This window comes from Snodgrassella alvi (assembly GCF_002777425.1).
In the GTDB taxonomy this organism is placed as follows: Bacteria; Pseudomonadota; Gammaproteobacteria; order Burkholderiales; family Neisseriaceae; genus Snodgrassella; species Snodgrassella alvi_B.
The window spans coordinates 45,162-61,026 of the sequence record NZ_MDVC01000001.1 but is presented as its reverse complement, the minus strand read 5'-3'; the positions used below and the strand labels follow the sequence as shown (position 1 = coordinate 61,026).

The 15,865-nt window shown below is 47.8% G+C and carries 16 protein-coding genes; 5 read left to right on the top strand and 11 right to left on the bottom strand.

Going from position 1 to position 15,865, the window contains the following annotated elements; genetic code table 11:
* Positions 1-43 precede the first annotated feature (43 nt).
* A complete protein-coding gene (plsY, locus tag BGI33_RS00345) occupies positions 44-646 on the bottom strand; it encodes a glycerol-3-phosphate 1-O-acyltransferase PlsY (RefSeq protein WP_100089403.1) in 603 nt (200 codons plus the stop codon).
* A 58-nt stretch (positions 647-704) separates the two neighbouring features.
* Between plsY and folB the strand changes: the two genes are divergently transcribed.
* Entirely contained in the window at positions 705-1,058 is a 354-nt protein-coding gene (folB, locus tag BGI33_RS00340) for a dihydroneopterin aldolase (RefSeq protein ID WP_100089402.1), read from the top strand.
* 39 nt (positions 1,059-1,097) lie between these two features.
* A complete protein-coding gene (locus BGI33_RS00335) occupies positions 1,098-1,718 on the top strand; it encodes an NAD(P)H-hydrate epimerase (protein WP_100089401.1) in 621 nt (206 codons plus the stop codon).
* Here the strand turns inward: BGI33_RS00335 and BGI33_RS00330 are convergent.
* Together BGI33_RS00330 and hemN are read right to left on the bottom strand one after the other, a co-directional pair.
* A complete protein-coding gene (locus tag BGI33_RS00330) occupies positions 1,707-2,333 on the bottom strand; it encodes an NUDIX hydrolase (protein ID WP_180297081.1) in 627 nt (208 codons plus the stop codon). The two genes, BGI33_RS00335 and BGI33_RS00330, sit on opposite strands and share 12 nt — an antisense overlap.
* Before the next feature lie 306 nt (positions 2,334-2,639).
* On the bottom strand, positions 2,640-4,025 hold the full coding sequence (gene hemN / locus BGI33_RS00325) for an oxygen-independent coproporphyrinogen III oxidase (RefSeq protein WP_100089399.1): 1,386 nt from the start codon (positions 4,023-4,025) through the stop codon (positions 2,640-2,642).
* Between the two features lie 264 nt (positions 4,026-4,289).
* On the opposite strand from hemN, the gene fnr reads away from it, so the two are divergent.
* The gene (gene fnr, locus BGI33_RS00320) at positions 4,290-5,033 is read left to right on the top strand and encodes a fumarate/nitrate reduction transcriptional regulator Fnr (RefSeq protein WP_100089398.1); all 744 of its coding nucleotides are present in this window, start codon (positions 4,290-4,292) and stop codon (positions 5,031-5,033) included.
* A 125-nt stretch (positions 5,034-5,158) separates the two neighbouring features.
* Here the strand turns inward: fnr and BGI33_RS00315 are convergent, their stop codons facing one another.
* The 5 genes from BGI33_RS00315 to BGI33_RS00295 all read right to left on the bottom strand — a co-directional run bounded on the left by BGI33_RS00315 (position 5,159) and on the right by BGI33_RS00295 (position 10,396).
* Positions 5,159-5,941: a hypothetical protein gene (locus BGI33_RS00315; RefSeq protein ID WP_100089397.1), complete on the bottom strand. Its 783-nt coding sequence runs from the start codon at positions 5,939-5,941 to the stop codon at positions 5,159-5,161.
* Positions 5,942-6,009: 68 nt separating this feature from the next.
* On the bottom strand, positions 6,010-7,323 hold the full coding sequence (locus BGI33_RS00310) for an NAD(P)/FAD-dependent oxidoreductase (protein ID WP_100089396.1): 1,314 nt from the start codon (positions 7,321-7,323) through the stop codon (positions 6,010-6,012).
* Positions 7,324-7,403: 80 nt separating this feature from the next.
* On the bottom strand, positions 7,404-8,285 hold the full coding sequence (locus BGI33_RS00305) for an ABC transporter permease subunit (protein WP_100089395.1): 882 nt from the start codon (positions 8,283-8,285) through the stop codon (positions 7,404-7,406).
* Positions 8,278-9,246 (bottom strand): ABC transporter permease subunit, encoded by a 969-nt coding sequence (locus tag BGI33_RS00300; RefSeq protein ID WP_100089394.1) that lies wholly within the window; start codon positions 9,244-9,246, stop codon positions 8,278-8,280. Before BGI33_RS00300 ends, BGI33_RS00305 begins: the two co-directional genes overlap by 8 nt.
* Before the next feature lie 19 nt (positions 9,247-9,265).
* Positions 9,266-10,396, bottom strand: coding sequence for an ABC transporter ATP-binding protein (locus BGI33_RS00295; protein WP_180297080.1), 1,131 nt, complete (start codon positions 10,394-10,396; stop codon positions 9,266-9,268).
* Between the two features lie 524 nt (positions 10,397-10,920).
* Between BGI33_RS00295 and coaBC the strand changes: the two genes are divergently transcribed.
* Positions 10,921-12,108, top strand: coding sequence for a bifunctional phosphopantothenoylcysteine decarboxylase/phosphopantothenate--cysteine ligase CoaBC (gene coaBC, locus BGI33_RS00290; RefSeq protein ID WP_100089392.1), 1,188 nt, complete (start codon positions 10,921-10,923; stop codon positions 12,106-12,108).
* A 79-nt stretch (positions 12,109-12,187) separates the two neighbouring features.
* Positions 12,188-12,649 (top strand): dUTP diphosphatase, encoded by a 462-nt coding sequence (gene dut / locus BGI33_RS00285; RefSeq protein ID WP_100089391.1) that lies wholly within the window; start codon positions 12,188-12,190, stop codon positions 12,647-12,649.
* 136 nt (positions 12,650-12,785) lie between these two features.
* Here the strand turns inward: dut and ppk1 are convergent, their stop codons facing one another.
* The 3 genes from ppk1 to BGI33_RS00270 form a co-directional block, all read right to left on the bottom strand.
* Positions 12,786-14,849, bottom strand: a complete 2,064-nt coding sequence (gene ppk1, locus BGI33_RS00280) for a polyphosphate kinase 1 (protein ID WP_100089390.1) — start codon at positions 14,847-14,849, stop codon at positions 12,786-12,788.
* An 85-nt stretch (positions 14,850-14,934) separates the two neighbouring features.
* A complete protein-coding gene (locus BGI33_RS00275) occupies positions 14,935-15,486 on the bottom strand; it encodes a serine acetyltransferase (RefSeq protein WP_100089464.1) in 552 nt (183 codons plus the stop codon).
* A gap of 72 nt (positions 15,487-15,558) precedes the next feature.
* Complete coding sequence (locus tag BGI33_RS00270; protein WP_100089389.1) at positions 15,559-15,831, bottom strand: oxidative damage protection protein; 273 nt, start codon at positions 15,829-15,831, stop codon at positions 15,559-15,561.
* Positions 15,832-15,865: the final 34 nt, after the last annotated feature.

Here is a 15,865-nt window from a genome sequence, read left to right as displayed (position 1 = left end):
CAGTTGTGATAACTGTCTTTTTTATTGGCTGTTGCAGTGTGCTTTATTTGCTTTCGCCGATTTTGCTTTCACGCCCGCTGAACAGATTTTTAATATTGCTTTTGTGTCGGTACAGCACGAGTAAATCAATCACAATAACGGCAAATACCCAGCTTGTTTGTGGCATAAACCACCAGGCGATAAACGGGCTGATCAGTGTGGCAATTAATGCGGCCAATGAGGATACTTTGAAGCCAAAGGCGATGACAAGCCAGACAGCAGCGCAAATCAGTGCAGTTGGCCATGATAAGGCCAGTAGCACGCCCAATGCAGTAGCTACGCCTTTGCCTCCTTTAAATTTGAAAAATACCGGCCACATGTGGCCGATAAGCACCGCTACTGCCACGATGGCAATGATGCTGTTATCTAACTGCCATGTAGCCTGATAATGCTCTGCCAGCCAGACGGCCAGCCAGCCTTTGAATGCATCGCCAAGCAGGGTAAGGGCGGCAGCACTTTTTCTGCCGCTACGCAGGACATTGGTGGCACCGGGGTTGCCAGAACCATAGCTGTGCGGGTCGGGCATGCCCATGCAGCGTGAAACGATAACGGCAAAAGACAGTGAACCCAACAAATAGGCACCGATAATTGCAAAGTAGTTAGCCATAAAGCGGTTTCTTTAGTCTACAATCTAAGGGTTTGCATTTTAGCCCAGTGAGTTGGACATGGATACTATCTTTTTACATGGCATGAGTGTGCAGACGCTGATTGGCGTGTATCAGTGGGAACGGCAGCAGCAACAGACTTTGCTGCTGGATTTGGATATTGGTACCGATTTTCAGCAGGCTGCGCAAAGCGATAATATTGACGATACGATTCATTACGCCAGAGTCGCTGAGAATTTGCGCGAGGCATTAGCTGAACAGGAATTTCTGTTGCTGGAAGCACTGGCTGAATATGTGGCGCAATTTATTCTCACTCGTTACGGGGCATTGTGGGTGCGGGTGAAGGTCGTGAAGCCGGGCATTCTGGCCGGTGTCAAAGAGGTGGGTGTGCTGATTGAACGCCAATGTACCTAAACGTGATCATTACCTACCTTGCTCGGAAAAGGAAGCGATATGCATACGCCGGTATGGACTGTAACGCAGATGAGGTCATGGGAAGATGAGCAGAATAAGGCTGGTTTGAGCTATGCCAGAATGATGGAACATGCGGGTAGCCGCGCCGCAGAGGATTTGATGGAGCGTTTTCCGTCTCCTCAGCATACGCTGGTGCTTTGTGGTAAGGGTAATAATGCTGGTGATGGTTTGGTGCTGGCACGGAGATTGGTGCAGCAGCACTGGCCGGTAACCATTATGTGGTTACAGGGGCAGCAGTTATCCGTTCTGGCCGCGGCCAATCGGGTAAGCTTACCCGCTACGGTAGAGTGTGCGGATATCGCGCAGTTGGACACTTTACTGCCATCCATGCAGGTAGTGGTGGACGCGGTGTATGGCACCGGTTTTTATGGGGAGCTGCCACAGATTGTCAGGCAATGCTTTGCTGCGGTGGCTCAGGCTGATGTATTCCGGGTAGCGTTGGATATGCCTAGTGGCGTGGCCGGTGATGGAGATGTGGTGGCCAGTGGCAGTTTTCAGGCACAGCTTACCTATGCTTTTCAGGCATTGAAACCCGCACATTGTCTGGCACAGGTTCGACAGCTGTGTGGTGAAGTGCTGTGTATTAATTTACAGGACTGATGTCATTTGTCGATACCATGCCTGATAGCATTGTGCCATATGCAGTAACATGCAGGCGGTGGCGCCCCAGATATGCCAGTGCTGGTAATGTAAATGGTAAATGGGAAGCCGGCGTTGCTGATAACGCATGATGCTTTGCTGGTATTGGCTGCTATCCAGAACGATGGACAGGGGAATGGCAAATATTTCGCTGACTTCAGCACGGTTGGGCTGCCATTGCAGATGTGCATTGCTCCAGGCCAGAACTGGGACGACTTTAAAGCCGCTGGGAAGATAGCATGGTGGCAGGGTACCGGCCAGATGCCATTGGTGACGAATCAGGCCGGCTTCCTCTGCGCTTTCGCGAAATGCAGCAGTAATGCTGTTTTCATTATCTTCCAGTTTGCCGCCCGGAAAGGCGATTTGTCCGCTGTGCTGACGTAGCTGCTTACTGCGTTGACTTAGCCAGATTTGTGTGGTGCCATGATTCCAGTCGAAGGGCATGAGTACCGCAGCACGCCGAAAGGTAACAGGCAGTTGTTGCAGCAATTGTTGGTGCTGATTGAGTATCGCCGGGATAGTGGTGGTACTGGCATAATGCAAAAACTGGTTCAGGCTATCGGGTGAAGTAAACATATTCATATACTAAGAATATTGGCCGTTTGATGTATTTATATATTGATTAGGCCTAAAGAATGATCTATAGGGATAGGGAATTGTGTCTGAAAAGATGTCGGAAGTAAATTGGACTAATCAGCAGCGGTGTCATAAAAATTAAAACCAGTTCATAAACGGCGGGATTTGCCATGGGAACTGGTTTAGTTTTTAACCGTCAAGGTGATTTGTTGTTAAATAAACAGCATAATAGCAGTTTATGCCGTTTATTAGTTTGCACCATGATTTGGTGCAGTTAAACAGGTGGTGGTTATTGTTATTTAATCGTTATAGTGTGCGCGAATACTGGGCTTCTGTGCGTTTCTGACGTAAATGATAGTCAAACACCATAGCGATATTGCGAATCAGCAGACGCCCTTTTGGGGTAACCTGTAATTGCTGATCGGTAAGGCTGAGTAAACCAAGCTGTGCCAGTTGCTGTAAATCGACCTGTTCAGTTGCGAAATAGGTTTGAAAAGGCTGTTGTATGGCCGCACTATAGTCGTGATAGTTGAGCTGGAAGCGACACATTAAATCCTGTATCACTTGTCGGCGCAGTAAATCATCTGCATTAAGCTGGTAGCCACGCATAACTGGCAGACGATTTTCATCCAGTGCCTGATAATAAGCGTTCAGTTCTTTTTCATTCTGACTGTAGATATTGGCTATTTTGCCAATACTGGATACGCCAATGCCAATTAAATCGCAGTCGGCATGGGTTGAATAACCCTGAAAATTGCGTTGCAGACGTCCTTCTGACAGAGCAATAGCCAGTTCGTCATCTGGTTTGGCAAAATGATCCATACCAATAAAGATATAGCCTTGCTGTAACAGATATTGTACGGTATTTTGCAGGATATCAAGTTTGACACTACTGTCTGGTACAACTGCGGTATCAATCCGCCGCTGGGGTTTGAACAAATGCGGCAGGTGAGCATAGTGATACATGGCAATGCGATCTGGCTGTAATTGCAGTACATGATCCAGAGTGCAGCGCATGGAAGCTTCTGTCTGGTGTGGCAGGCCATAGATTAAATCAACGCTGACTGACTGAAAGCCATTATTGCGTGCGGCTTCAATTACGGCGCGGGTTTCAGCTTTACTCTGAATGCGATTAACTGCCTGCTGTACGGCAGGATTAAAGTCCTGAATGCCGACACTCATGCGGTTAAAGCCAAGTTTGCCCAGATGAGCAACTGAGCTGGCGGTAACTTTGCGTGGGTCGATTTCAATGGAGTATTCACCCTGGCTGCTTAGGGTAAAGTAGCGGCTGATGCTGGCAAAGATGTGGCTTAGCTGGTCGTCGTTAAGAAAGGTGGGTGTGCCGCCGCCGAAATGCAGTTGCGCCAAGATAGGCTTGCCTTGCCAGTTTTGCGCCAGAAGTGCCAGCTCTTTGTCCAGATACTGGATATAGAGGTCTGCGCGGCTGGTATCTTTGGTAATGATTTTATTACAGCCGCAATAGTAGCAGATGGTATTGCAAAAAGGTACGTGTACGTACAGGGATACGGGCTGGCTGCCGATATGCTGCTGTAGGGCAGTCTGTAACTGTACAGCCGTGAAAGTGGTATTAAAGCGGTCAGCAGTAGGGTAGGATGTGTAGCGCGGACCCGAAGCGGGTAAGGAGGCAATAAGAGTGCGGTCAAATTCTATGTTGATGCGTGGTGTGTTCATTGGGTAATAATGATTATTCTTGTTGAATGGCTTGGTGAAATAGACGGGGATGATAACTATTTATGGTAGAATAAGCACATGCAGCAGTAAAGTAAAGCAGTGACTATATAATAGGCCTATTTTGTATTAGAGCAGGGTCTGATGGAAAATTCAATTCATCTGTCAATAATATGTAGGGTTATTTAGAAAAATTTTGATTTATATCAATGTATTGGTTAGGTGATGTTCGTTGGCAAAGTGTAACAGGTAATTATTAAATATATTATGATTAGATTGCATAAGCAGGGTGAAATAGTACAGAAATTATGTGAAAAATGCTCATTGCATCTTCTTTGTATGCCGGTGATGCTGAAGGAACGGGAATTAACTGATTTAGGCGCGATTATTCGTCAGAGCCGTCGCCTGAAAAAAGGTGAGTATCTGTTCCGTGCCGGAGAACCTTTTAGTGCAATATTTGCGGTGCGTACCGGGTTTTTCAAGACCATGGTGAATAGTCAGGACGGGCGTGATCATGTGACCGGATTTTTTATGTCTGGTGAGCTGCTGGGGCTGGATGGTATCTGTAATAATACGCATGGCTGTGATGCTGTGGCTCTGGAAGACAGTGAAGTTTGTGAGTTGCCTTTTGATAATCTGGAAGATGCCGGTAATCTGTTACCTTCATTACAAACACATTTTTATCGTCTGATGAGTCAGGAAATTCTGCGCACACAGGAGCTGATGCTGATGCTGGGTAAGATGCGTGCCGAGGAACGTCTGGCAGCATTTCTGGTTAATCTGTCTCATCGTCTGAGTTTCCGTGGTTTTGCAGCCAATGATTTTATTCTGCGCATGTCACGTGAGGAAATTGGCAGTTATCTGGGGCTGAAACTCGAAACAGTGAGCCGCACACTGTCCAAATTCCAGCATGAGGGCTGGATTAAGGTTGAGCACAAGCACATACAGTTGTTACAGCCGTGGATGTTGCAGGAAATGGTGATGCAGTGCCAGAAAGCAGCGGCGAATTAAATTTTGCCTTTATCTTAAACAGGGCTGTAGCACACGATTGTTGCTACAGCTTTTTTGTTTTAGGCAATTGCTGAGTGTGCCCGAATGCAAGCGCATCACAACCAGTTTACTGATATCCGGCTGTATCAGGCATAACTGGCCATGGCTGCCAGCTTGAGGGTGTCTTTGCCATAAAATCTAGCGGTGAAGTAGCGCATCCAGCGGATTTTACGCAAACTGTTGACCACGATGGTGTGAACTTCTTGAGGCTGATTATGCAGCATACTGTCCCACAAGGCTTTGGCCTGGTTGGCCACGCTATATTCCTGCATCAGGCGTGCGCCTGAGTGCAAGTAACACAGCCAGTCGCGGGCATGGCAGTGGGGTAAAGTCATAACTGACAGCGGGTCGTCTTCAAAATCAATGAAGCCTATGCTGTGCTGATTCACGTAAATCATGTTGCGGGCAAAGGTTTCACTCAGGTATTGCTTGCGTTTGTGTACATCTGCGATAGCGTTAAGACCAAGCTGCCAGCGTTGCAGCAGGATTTCTGGCTGCTGTTTGTGCTGTTTCCATTCCTTTTCCAGATTGTGTTCGCCAATGTGGCTAATCATCAGTGCATTCTGCTGCTGCGCCAGAATGGCCGGTACCTGAACACCTGCTGTGGCCAGAGCCTGCAAACGGGCTGCTTCGGTTTGCAGGGAAGGAGTGCCGCCCAGATTGGGTACAGGCTGAAGCATGTGAATACCGCTGATTTTCTGGGCTATTTTTAACAGACGATAACGCCAGACACTGTTGCGCGCGCCTGCCTGTCGTACCCATACTTTTTCTCCATTTGCCAGTGTATGGCTTTGCATCAGATCAGTTTGTATCAGTAGGCACTGCTGTAAGGCATGTTGATAAAAGGCAGTCGAATCGGAAACAGTCATGTAGCTTGTTGCTGAAAATTCAAAACAGGACATTGATTGTACTATAGTTGTGTTTAGTACTCTTAAATTTAAGGTAATAAATCTTTCAGGCGGTAATAACCGACACCAAGCCATTGTGCTGGCAGGCGTAACAGCTTGCCACCCGGAAAATTGTGATGAGTTATTTTTTCAAACAGACGCAGGCGGCTGTCATCACCGCCGATGGCTTCGGCAATAATCTGTCCGCCTAGTCCGGTAGCAGCTACACCATGCCCGGAAAATCCCTGTAAAAAGTATAGCTGCGGATTAAGACGGCCGAAATGGGGAATACGATTCATGCTGATGTCAACCTGTCCGCCCCATGCATAGTCAATGTGCACGTCTGCCAGTTGCGGAAAAACTTTTAACATATCCTGGCGCATGCCCTGAATTAATTGCTGCTGGCCGGGCTCATGGCCAGAGTAGTTAACTTTGCCACCAAATAACAGGCGCTTGTCTGCGCTGAGGCGGTAATAATCAAGTACAAAACGCGTGTCACATACGGCCATGTTGTTTAGTATGAGTTGCTGAGCACGCTCACCTAATGGTTCTGTAGCAATCATATAAGTGCCTACTGGCAGAATTTTGGCTGCCAGTGACTGGATGGGCGCGTGTTGCAGGCTGCGGGTAAAGGCATTAACGGCGATAACAAGGTTTTTGGCCATAATACAGCCGTTCGGCGTGGTAATCCGGTAGCCATGCTGCCATGGTTCAAGGCTAAGCATGGGGGATTGTTCGAATAGCAATGCGCCGGCTGCTGTCGCAGCACGTGCCAGCCCCAGCGTGTAGTTGAGTGGATGCAAATGGCCGGCCTGATAGTCAAATATCGCGCCTGCATAGCGTTCACTAGCCAGTTGTTGTTGTAGCTGGTGTTGATTCCATATCTGGTAATCGTGAAAATGATAATGTGTGGCGGCTTCTTTCACCCATTCAGTTAGGGCATGCAGATGTCGTGGCCGAATGGCAACATGGGCATAGCCACGGTGCCAGTCGCAGTCTATCCGGTAAGTTTGTATCTGTTGTTCTACCAGAGCAACGGCTTGGCGACTCCAATGCCATAGGGTTTGGGCATTTTTCAGGCCAATCATGCTGGCTATGCTGCTCATTTCGGCAGCATAGCCATAAATCACCTGACCACCATTACGACCGGAAGCGCCGTAACCAATCTGTGCTGCTTCGATAAGCGCCACGCTGCGCTGCTGCTGTGCCAGTGGCAATGCTGTGCCGATACCACTTAGGCCACCACCGATAATGCACGTTTCAACTTCTATCGTGCCCTGTACACTGGGGTAATGAGTGTGGTCATTGCGGCTGGCAGTATAATAGCTGTGAATGGGTTCTGTATGCGTGAATGATGTAGACATGGGCGCTGGGTGAAACAGGGCTGAAAGATAAAAAAATTGGCAGTTATCTTGAATCAGATAACTGCCATTGTAAACGGATATTATTTATTAGCCTCAAGTAATTGGCTCTGGCGGTAGGCTTCAGCCATTTCCCGTTCGCGTCTGGTATTTTGTCGCATCATGCAATAGTTGATACCGATAGCCAAGGTGCCTACCAGTGCGATGATGATGGTGGCCAGTACATTCATTTGCGGATCCAGTCCCAGTTTGATTTTGGAGAAAATAATCATAGGTAGGGTGGATGAACCCGGGCCGGATAGGAACGAGGTAATCACCAGATCATCCAGTGATAGGGTAATGGATAACAGGAAGCCAGAAGCAATTGCCGGTGCAATAGAGGGCAGGGTAATCAGGAAAAATACTTTTAATGGACGTGCTCCAAGGTCTTTGGCCGCTTCTTCCAGCGACTGGTTCAGCTCAGACAGGCGCGAGCGGATAACAACAGTCACGTAAGCCATGCACAGGGTAGTATGACCCAGCCAGATGGTAAAGAAGCCGCGTTCAAAATACAGGAAGCTGAAAGCACTGTTTTGCAGCAGCATTTGCACCTGAATAATCAGCAGCAGCATGGACAGGCCGGTGATGATATCCGGCATAACCATCGGTGCTGATACCATACCGGCAAACAGGGTATTGCCGCGAAAGCGCTTGATACGTGCCAGTGCATAACCGGCCAGTGTACCCAGAATAACGGCTGCTGCGGCTGAACACAGAGCAATGCGTACGGATAACCATGCTGCGTCCAGTATCTGTTCGTTCTGTAGCAGCTTGCCATACCATTGGGTTGAAAAGCCGCCCCAGACAGTAACCAAACGCGAGCTATTAAACGAGTAAATAACCAGAATCACCAGCGGCATGTACAGAAAGGCCAGTCCCAGAATCAGCATACCTCTGAGAAACCAGGATGATTTTTGGTTATGCATGGCCGGCTCCTTCTTCAATTTCGCGGGTTTCATAGCGATGGAATAGGGTAATCGGAATCACCAGTAACAGCACCATAATTACGGCTACGGCTGAAGCCAGGGGCCAGTTATTTTCGCCAAAGAATGCTTGCCACAATATTTTACCAATCAATTGGTTTTCAGGGCCGCCTACCAGTTCGGGAATCACGAATTCGCCTACTGCCGGAATGAATACCAGCATTGAACCAGAAATAATACCGGCCTTGGACAGGGGCAGGGTAATGGAAACAAAAGCCTTAATCGGACCCGCCCCCAGATCAGCTGCTGCTTCTAGCAAACGGTTATCCAGCTTCACCAGCTGGGTGTATAACGGCAGAATCATAAAGGGCAAATAGGCGTAAACCATCACTAGATTTAGAGAGAATGAGTTGTAAAACATATCCAGTGGCTGGTCGATAAGCCCCCATTTCAGCAGATAGGTGTTAATGATGCCGTTATGGCCGAGCAGGCTCATCCATGCATACACACGCAACAGGAAGGAAGTCCAGAAAGGCAGCATGATGGCAAGTAGCAGACCATTGCGGATTTTTTCTGGTGCCCGGGCAATGGCGTAGGCTATCGGATAGCCAGCCAGAAGGCAGATTAGTGTGGTGGTAAAGGCGGTTTTAATCGACAGCCAGTAAGTCAATAGGTAAATATTGTCACCACGATTGCCAGTTAGCATCTGTCCGAGAGAAAGCCAGAAATCGTTAAAGATGTCAGCATAATTCTGATAGCTGACCAGAATATTAATGCGTCCTAAGTCGGTATCAAGGTTGTATAACGGTGTATAGGGCGGGATGGCAATGGCCTGTTCGCCGAAACTGATTTTGAGTACGATAAAAAACGGTACCAGAAACAGTCCCAGCAGCCAGATGTAGGGTATACCTATTACCAGCCCCTGCGTTGGTCGCAAGCCTTTCAGGCGGTTAAACCAGTTCATGTTTAAGCTCCCACGGCTGTTAATGAGTCAAGGGGCTGGCCTGATTGTCTGGCCAGCTAATGTAAACTTTTTCTTCCCAGGTGGGCATGGGAATGTTGGATTGTTCCCAATATGAGGATAAAACCTGGCTTTTGATGATTTTGCCGGAAGGGAGCTGGATATGAAAAATACCAAAGCTGCCCAGATAGGCAATTTCTTTGACGATGCCTGCTGACCAGTTGTATTCCTGCTGTGGCTGTTCGCGATAGATATTGATGTCTTCCGGACGAATGGACAGCCAGATGTTCTGGTCTTCCGGTCCGCTGATGCCATGACCAAGATAAACCATCTGTTGCAGGTCAGGACACTGAATAATGGTGTGATCGGAACCATCTTCTGTAACTTTACCGGCCAGAATATTGGTTTCACCCATAAATTCAGCGGTAAAGCGGCTGTTAGGATAATCGTAAATGTCAGAAGGCGTACCTACCTGTTGCAACTGTCCGTCAGACATGATAGCTATGCGCGAGGCCATGGTCATGGCTTCTTCCTGATCATGAGTAACCATGATGCAGGTGGCACCTACTTTTTCTAGTGTATTAACCAGTTCGAGCTGGGTTTGTTGCCGCAGTTTTTTATCTAGTGCACCCAGTGGTTCGTCCAGTAGCAGCAGTTTCGGCCGTTTGGCCAGACTGCGCGCCAGTGCAACACGCTGCTGCTGCCCGCCGGAAAGCTGATGTGGTTTACGCTTGGCGTATTTGGCCATTTGTACCAGACGCAGCATTTCTTCGACACGAGCGCTGATTTCGCCTTTAGGAAGTTTGTCCTGTTTCAGGCCGAAAGCAATATTCTGTTCGACACTCATATGAGGAAACAGGGCATAACTCTGAAACATCATATTGATGGGACGGTCGTAGGGTTGCAGTTTGGTGATGTCTTCACCATCGAGGATAATTTGCCCCTGAGTCGGTGTTTCCATACCGGCCAGCATGCGTAACAGGGTTGATTTACCGCTACCGGAGCTGCCAAGCAAGGCGAAAATTTCATTTTTTTTAATAGTGAGATTGACATGGTCAACGGCGTAGTTGTCGCCATAGGTTTTGACGATGTCTTTAATCTGTAAGTAATGTGCGGGATCGGCACCTAGCTTGGTGGTTGCGTTTTCGCTCATGATAAAGGTTACTCCAGAAAAATCGTTCCAGCCAATGCTCGGCATATGGATGTTTACTGTAATGTGTAAAGAACGGTGCAAAAACGATTCTGCTCCTGCTTTAGGGGGGGCATTGTATGCAAGCATTTTGCGTGGGGCAATGAAATTTAACTGTTAATACATTTAAATTCTCCACTTTGTGTATAACTTTGCATGTAAACAGGTATTTAGTACTGCTTTCTAACTTGAATTAATTTTTGTTAGGATCACGCTAAGGTACGGGTTTTAAAGTATGGCCTGTCTGGCGAACTAAGTAATGCCTAGTGTATCATGTAATAATTGTCTGTTATATTCGTTCAGGTCTGGCTTTGTCTGATAACTGAACCATATTACTTATATGCATGGATGTCTATTTACCAATATAAATGGATTATGCAAAAAATTTTCCATTTAATCAAAAAGTTTTCTTCATTTTACTGAATTGGTAATGTGAATTTGATGTGATTGTTGCTGTAAGCTGATTTTGGCTATAGGTGGTATAGGTAATGAAAAAAAAGGTATTGCTGGGTATTTGTGGTGGTATTGCTGCATATAAAAGCTGTGAGCTGGTGCGGCTGCTGAAAAAGGCAGGGCATCAGGTAAATGTGGTAATGACTCAGGCAGCTACTGATTTTATCAGCCCAACTACTTTTCAGGCTCTAAGTGGTGAACCAGTGTTGCTGGATACACACGATGGATCTGGTGGTAATGGCATGGCACATATCAATTTAAGCCGTCAGGCAGATGTGATGCTGATTGCGCCGGCTTCTGCCAATACGCTGGCAAAAATAGCTCAAGGCATGGCAGATAATCTGCTGACCACACTGGTAGCTGCCCGTAGCTGCCCGCTTGCTGTTGCACCAGCGATGAATGTGCAGATGTGGAATAATCCGGCTAATCAGCGCAATCTGGCCTTATTACAGCAGGATCAGATAAAAATACTGGGGCCGGCTGTTGGCGAACAGGCCTGCGGTGAAGTCGGCAGCGGGCGTATGCTGGAAGCGGCAGAGCTGGCTGATTTGCTGGTTGATGTCTGGACACCACCTGTACTGGCGGGCAAAAGGGTTTTAATGACTACCGGAGCCACTTTTGAAGCCATTGATCCGGTACGCGGTATTACCAATATTTCCAGCGGGCAGATGGGGATGGCGCTGGCGCGTGCCTGTCGCGCTGCCGGAGCTGATGTGTCTCTGGTGTATGGGCAGGTACAGACGGCACTGGCCGCCGGGCTGGCTTATACTGAACAGGCTGTCAGTGCGGATGCGATGCTGGCGGCGGTGCAACGCTTATTGCCTGAGCAGGATGTATTTATATCGGTAGCTGCGGTGGCTGATTATAAGGTTAGAAACCGCAGTGAACAGAAACTGAAAAAACAGGCCGGTCAATCCATACCGGTGATAGAGCTTGCTGAGAATGCTGATATTCTGGCTATTGTGGCTGCCCAGGCTGATGCGCCGTTCTGTGTGGGTTTTGCCGCTGAAAGTGAGCATGTGCTGGAGCATGCACGTGCCAAACGGCTGAAAAAAGGCGTGCCGTTATTGGTGGCCAATGAGGTGAGTCAGGCAATGGGTAAATCCACTAATCAGGTGATACTGCTTGATGACGAGCAGGAAACTGCCTTGCCGCAAATGAGTAAAGATGATACAGCTACTGCAATTGTTGCCCGGCTGGCGCAACTGCTGGCGCAGCAGTAAGTAAGACTGTATTTATGTATCGGGGAGCTTGCTGCCCCGATATTTGTTAACTATAAATTATATAAAGACTGGTTGGTTTATGAGTGCTTCTGAGTTATCTGTACAAATTAAGGTATTGCATCCGTTAATGGCGGAACAGTTACCACAATATGCAACTATTGGTTCGGCTGGTCTGGATTTACGTGCCTGTATTGAAGCACCGGTTACTTTACAGCCGGGAGAAAGCTTTCTGTTGCCAACCGGGCTGGCCGTATATCTGGCCGATCCGGGCTATGCAGCCTTAATCTTGCCGCGCTCCGGTTTGGGGCATAAGCACGGTATTGTGCTGGGTAATCTGGTGGGACTGATTGACTCTGATTATCAGGGTGAATTAAAAGTATCGCTGTGGAATCGCAGTCAGGAAGCATATGTAATTGAACCATTGGCACGGATTGCGCAGATGATTATTGTGCCAGTGATGCAGGCGGCTTTTACCGTTGTGGATGAATTTGCGCAAAGCAGCCGCGGAGAAGGTGGCTTTGGCAGTACTGGCCACCAGTAATTTTGGGCGTTAAATAAACGAAAAGCAAGGTATCCGGATGGATTACCTTGCTTTTTTTGCCATGGCACTGGCTAAACTGCTTACTGTAAATTTACTTCAGCATTCTGACTGGCCAGATTGATGGCTGATAACCGCATTATTGTTGGCGATAACGTTCAATCAGCATATTCTGCATATTAGATACAGACTCATTGTCTGCTGCTTTAACTCGCTGATACCGGCCATCAGGCTGCATCACCCATGCACACTGATTATCAGCCAAAGCGAGCATCAGCGTTTCCTTGATTATACGTTGTTTTAGCTCAGGTGTTTCAATTGGTGTGCAAATTTCTACACGGCGGAACAGATTGCGCCCCATCCAGTCGGCACTGGATATCCATACTTTAGTGTCGCCGCCATTTTCAAAATAAAATACTCGTGCATGTTCCAGCAGACGGCCGACAATGGAACGAACCCGAATATTTTCCGATAGTCCTTTAACGCCTGGGCGCAACACGCACATACCACGCACGATTAGTTCTATCTGTACGCCAGCCTGACTGGCTGCATACAAGGCATCCACTATAGTAGGTTCAACCAGAGCGTTCATTTTGGCAATAATACGCGCTGTTTTTCCGGCTTTTGCCTGTTCGATTTCACCATTAATACTGTCGAGCAGCATTTTGTGCAGTGTAAACGGACTCTGGGCTATTTTATTCAGATGATTAGGTTGTCCCAGCCCGGTAATTTCCATAAACACTGTGTTGACATCAACACTGATGTCGGGGTTGCAGGTCATGAATCCTAAATCGGTATAGATGCGGCTGGTACCTTGATGGTAGTTGCCAGTGCTCACATGAGCATAACGTTTCAGTTTGCCGTCTTCGCGGCGCACAATCAACGCCATTTTGGCATGAACTTTGTAGCCGAATACACCATACACTACATGGGCGCCAGCGGTTTCTAGCTGGCTGGCCCAGTTCAGATTGGTTTCTTCGTCAAAACGTGCCATCAGTTCAACCACTACTGTAACCTGTTTACCGGCCAGTGCCGCTTTCATCAGCGCTTTCACCAGATCAGAATTACTACCGGTACGGTAGATAGTCATTTTAATGGCAATAACCTGAGGGTCATCTGCCGCCTCCTGAATCAGGCGCACTGTTGGTTCAAAAGACTGATAGGGGTGGTAGAGCAGAATATCGCGCTGGCTGATAATACTGAACAGGTCGCGATTTTTATTCAGTATGGCCGGCGTACCGGGAATAAATGGCGGGAATTTTAAATCATTGCGTTCAACCATATCCGGTACGGCCATCAGGCGTACCAGATTGACCGGACCATTCACCCGATACAGTTCATCGCGTCCCAGATGAAAATGGCTGAGCAGGAAATCGTAAACATGTGCCGGACAGTTGTCTGCTACTTCCAAACGTACACCATCCCCATACTGACGTCCCTGTAATTCACCGGCAATGGCGGTGCGCAGGTTTTCTAAATCCTCTTCGTCAACGCTTAAATCACTGTCGCGGGTAATGCGGAACTGGTAGCAGCCTTTGACACTCATACCTGTGAACAGAGTATGTACATGGGCATGCAGGATTGAAGACAGAAAAACAAAACCATCGTGTCCATTACATAGTTCTTTGGGTATTTTTAATACCCGTGGCAGAATACGCGGCGCCTGAACAATTGCCATGCCTCCAGTCCGGCCGAAAGCATCTTTACCTTCCAGCTCTACGGCAAAATTCAGCGATTTATTGAGTAAACGTGGAAAGGGATGAGATGGATCCAGTCCGATAGGTGTAAGAATGGGTAACAGTTCATGCTGGAAATAGTCAGCCACCCACTGGCGCTGCGCCTCACTCCATGCACTGCGCGGATAAAACGATATGCTTTCACTGCGCAAGGCCGGAATCAGCTCGTCGTTAAACAGGCGGTATTGCTCGGCAATGATGGCATGTGCCTGTTTGGTGACGTTGGTGATGACAGTATCCGGCAGTTCGCCATTGGCCAGCGGAATATGGGGCGAGAGCTCACGGGTACGGCGCAGCCATGCCATCCGAACTTCAAAAAATTCATCCAGATTGGAAGAAACAATGCATAAAAAACGTAAACGCTCAAGCAGGGGTACCTGTGTATCCTGTACTTGTGCCAGTACACGACGATTGAATGCCAGTAGGCTAAGTTCACGGCAAAGTAAGTGTGGCTGAATTTTGGACATGGAGCATACCTGTTACTATCATTATGGGTAAGGATGTGTCAGCTTGATGTTAATCTATTAACATTGGCACTGTTTTACAAATAGGTCAAGAGTCATGTTGATTTATTGGTGGCCAGCGATTGTGAATAAACTGACCAGGATTCTGAAAATTTAACACCTTGGCGTAATTACCCGCAGCAGTTGCATTTGCCGGGATATTTTTAGTGACCACACTGCCAGCGCCAATGGTAGCATTGTCACCAATACTGACATTTTCAATCAGGTTACAATTAGGACCGATATAGACATTGTCACCAATGATGGCCGCTGGCCCCTTATTGGCACCAATTACTGTATAGGGTGAGAGGTTGACATTGTTACCCAGCCGGGCACTGCTATTAATAATCAGCGGCCCGCCATGGCCGATATACAGCCCGTAGCCAATAGGCGTGCGCGGGCTGATGATGATTCCACTGCGGCGTTTCTGCCATACATACATCGGGTAGGCCAGTTTGCGCCAGACTCCCGGTGCAGCAGCCAGTCTTAGCCAGCAGGTAAAGCGAAAGCCCCGGTTACAAAAGTAATGGCGTATGAGTGTGCGCCAGTCAGTACGGCCGCTGTAACGAAATAAATCACTTTTAATGAGCTGTATAACCATAAAAGCTGTAACAAGGTATTGGACAAATAAAAAAAGCTGTTCATCTGCATACAGTCGAACAGCCATTAGATTTTATTCCTGTGGCGGAGTATAGCCGTTAATGTGGTCGGCACCATCGCCGAAGAAGTAATTTTCCATTTGTTGGGTAATGTACTGACGGGCACGTGGGTCGGCCAAACTGAGGCGGTTTTCATTAATAATCATGGTCTGATATCGTAACCAGCCGTCCCATGCTTCTTGTGATACATTATCGTAAATGCGTTTACCCAGTTCATTGGGAAATGGCGGAAATTTCAAGCCGGGTGCTTCTTTGCCCAGTTTGACGCAATGCACTGTATGACTCATGTGTCTTCCTTAGTGGCAATCAGAGAAAAGGGTA

Coding starts and splice junctions, on each gene's coding strand:
- plsY (WP_100089403.1), bottom strand. CDS start 646: ATGGCTAACTACTTTGCAATTATCGGTGCCTATTTGTTGGGTTCACTG.
- folB (WP_100089402.1), top strand. CDS start 705: ATGGATACTATCTTTTTACATGGCATGAGTGTGCAGACGCTGATTGGC.
- BGI33_RS00335 (WP_100089401.1), top strand. CDS start 1,098: ATGCATACGCCGGTATGGACTGTAACGCAGATGAGGTCATGGGAAGAT.
- BGI33_RS00330 (WP_180297081.1), bottom strand. CDS start 2,333: ATGTTTACTTCACCCGATAGCCTGAACCAGTTTTTGCATTATGCCAGT.
- hemN (WP_100089399.1), bottom strand. CDS start 4,025: ATGAACACACCACGCATCAACATAGAATTTGACCGCACTCTTATTGCC.
- fnr (WP_100089398.1), top strand. CDS start 4,290: ATGATTAGATTGCATAAGCAGGGTGAAATAGTACAGAAATTATGTGAA.
- BGI33_RS00315 (WP_100089397.1), bottom strand. CDS start 5,941: ATGACTGTTTCCGATTCGACTGCCTTTTATCAACATGCCTTACAGCAG.
- BGI33_RS00310 (WP_100089396.1), bottom strand. CDS start 7,323: ATGTCTACATCATTCACGCATACAGAACCCATTCACAGCTATTATACT.
- BGI33_RS00305 (WP_100089395.1), bottom strand. CDS start 8,285: ATGCATAACCAAAAATCATCCTGGTTTCTCAGAGGTATGCTGATTCTG.
- BGI33_RS00300 (WP_100089394.1), bottom strand. CDS start 9,246: ATGAACTGGTTTAACCGCCTGAAAGGCTTGCGACCAACGCAGGGGCTG.
- BGI33_RS00295 (WP_180297080.1), bottom strand. CDS start 10,396: ATGAGCGAAAACGCAACCACCAAGCTAGGTGCCGATCCCGCACATTAC.
- coaBC (WP_100089392.1), top strand. CDS start 10,921: ATGAAAAAAAAGGTATTGCTGGGTATTTGTGGTGGTATTGCTGCATAT.
- dut (WP_100089391.1), top strand. CDS start 12,188: ATGAGTGCTTCTGAGTTATCTGTACAAATTAAGGTATTGCATCCGTTA.
- ppk1 (WP_100089390.1), bottom strand. CDS start 14,849: ATGTCCAAAATTCAGCCACACTTACTTTGCCGTGAACTTAGCCTACTG.
- BGI33_RS00275 (WP_100089464.1), bottom strand. CDS start 15,486: ATGGTTATACAGCTCATTAAAAGTGATTTATTTCGTTACAGCGGCCGT.
- BGI33_RS00270 (WP_100089389.1), bottom strand. CDS start 15,831: ATGAGTCATACAGTGCATTGCGTCAAACTGGGCAAAGAAGCACCCGGC.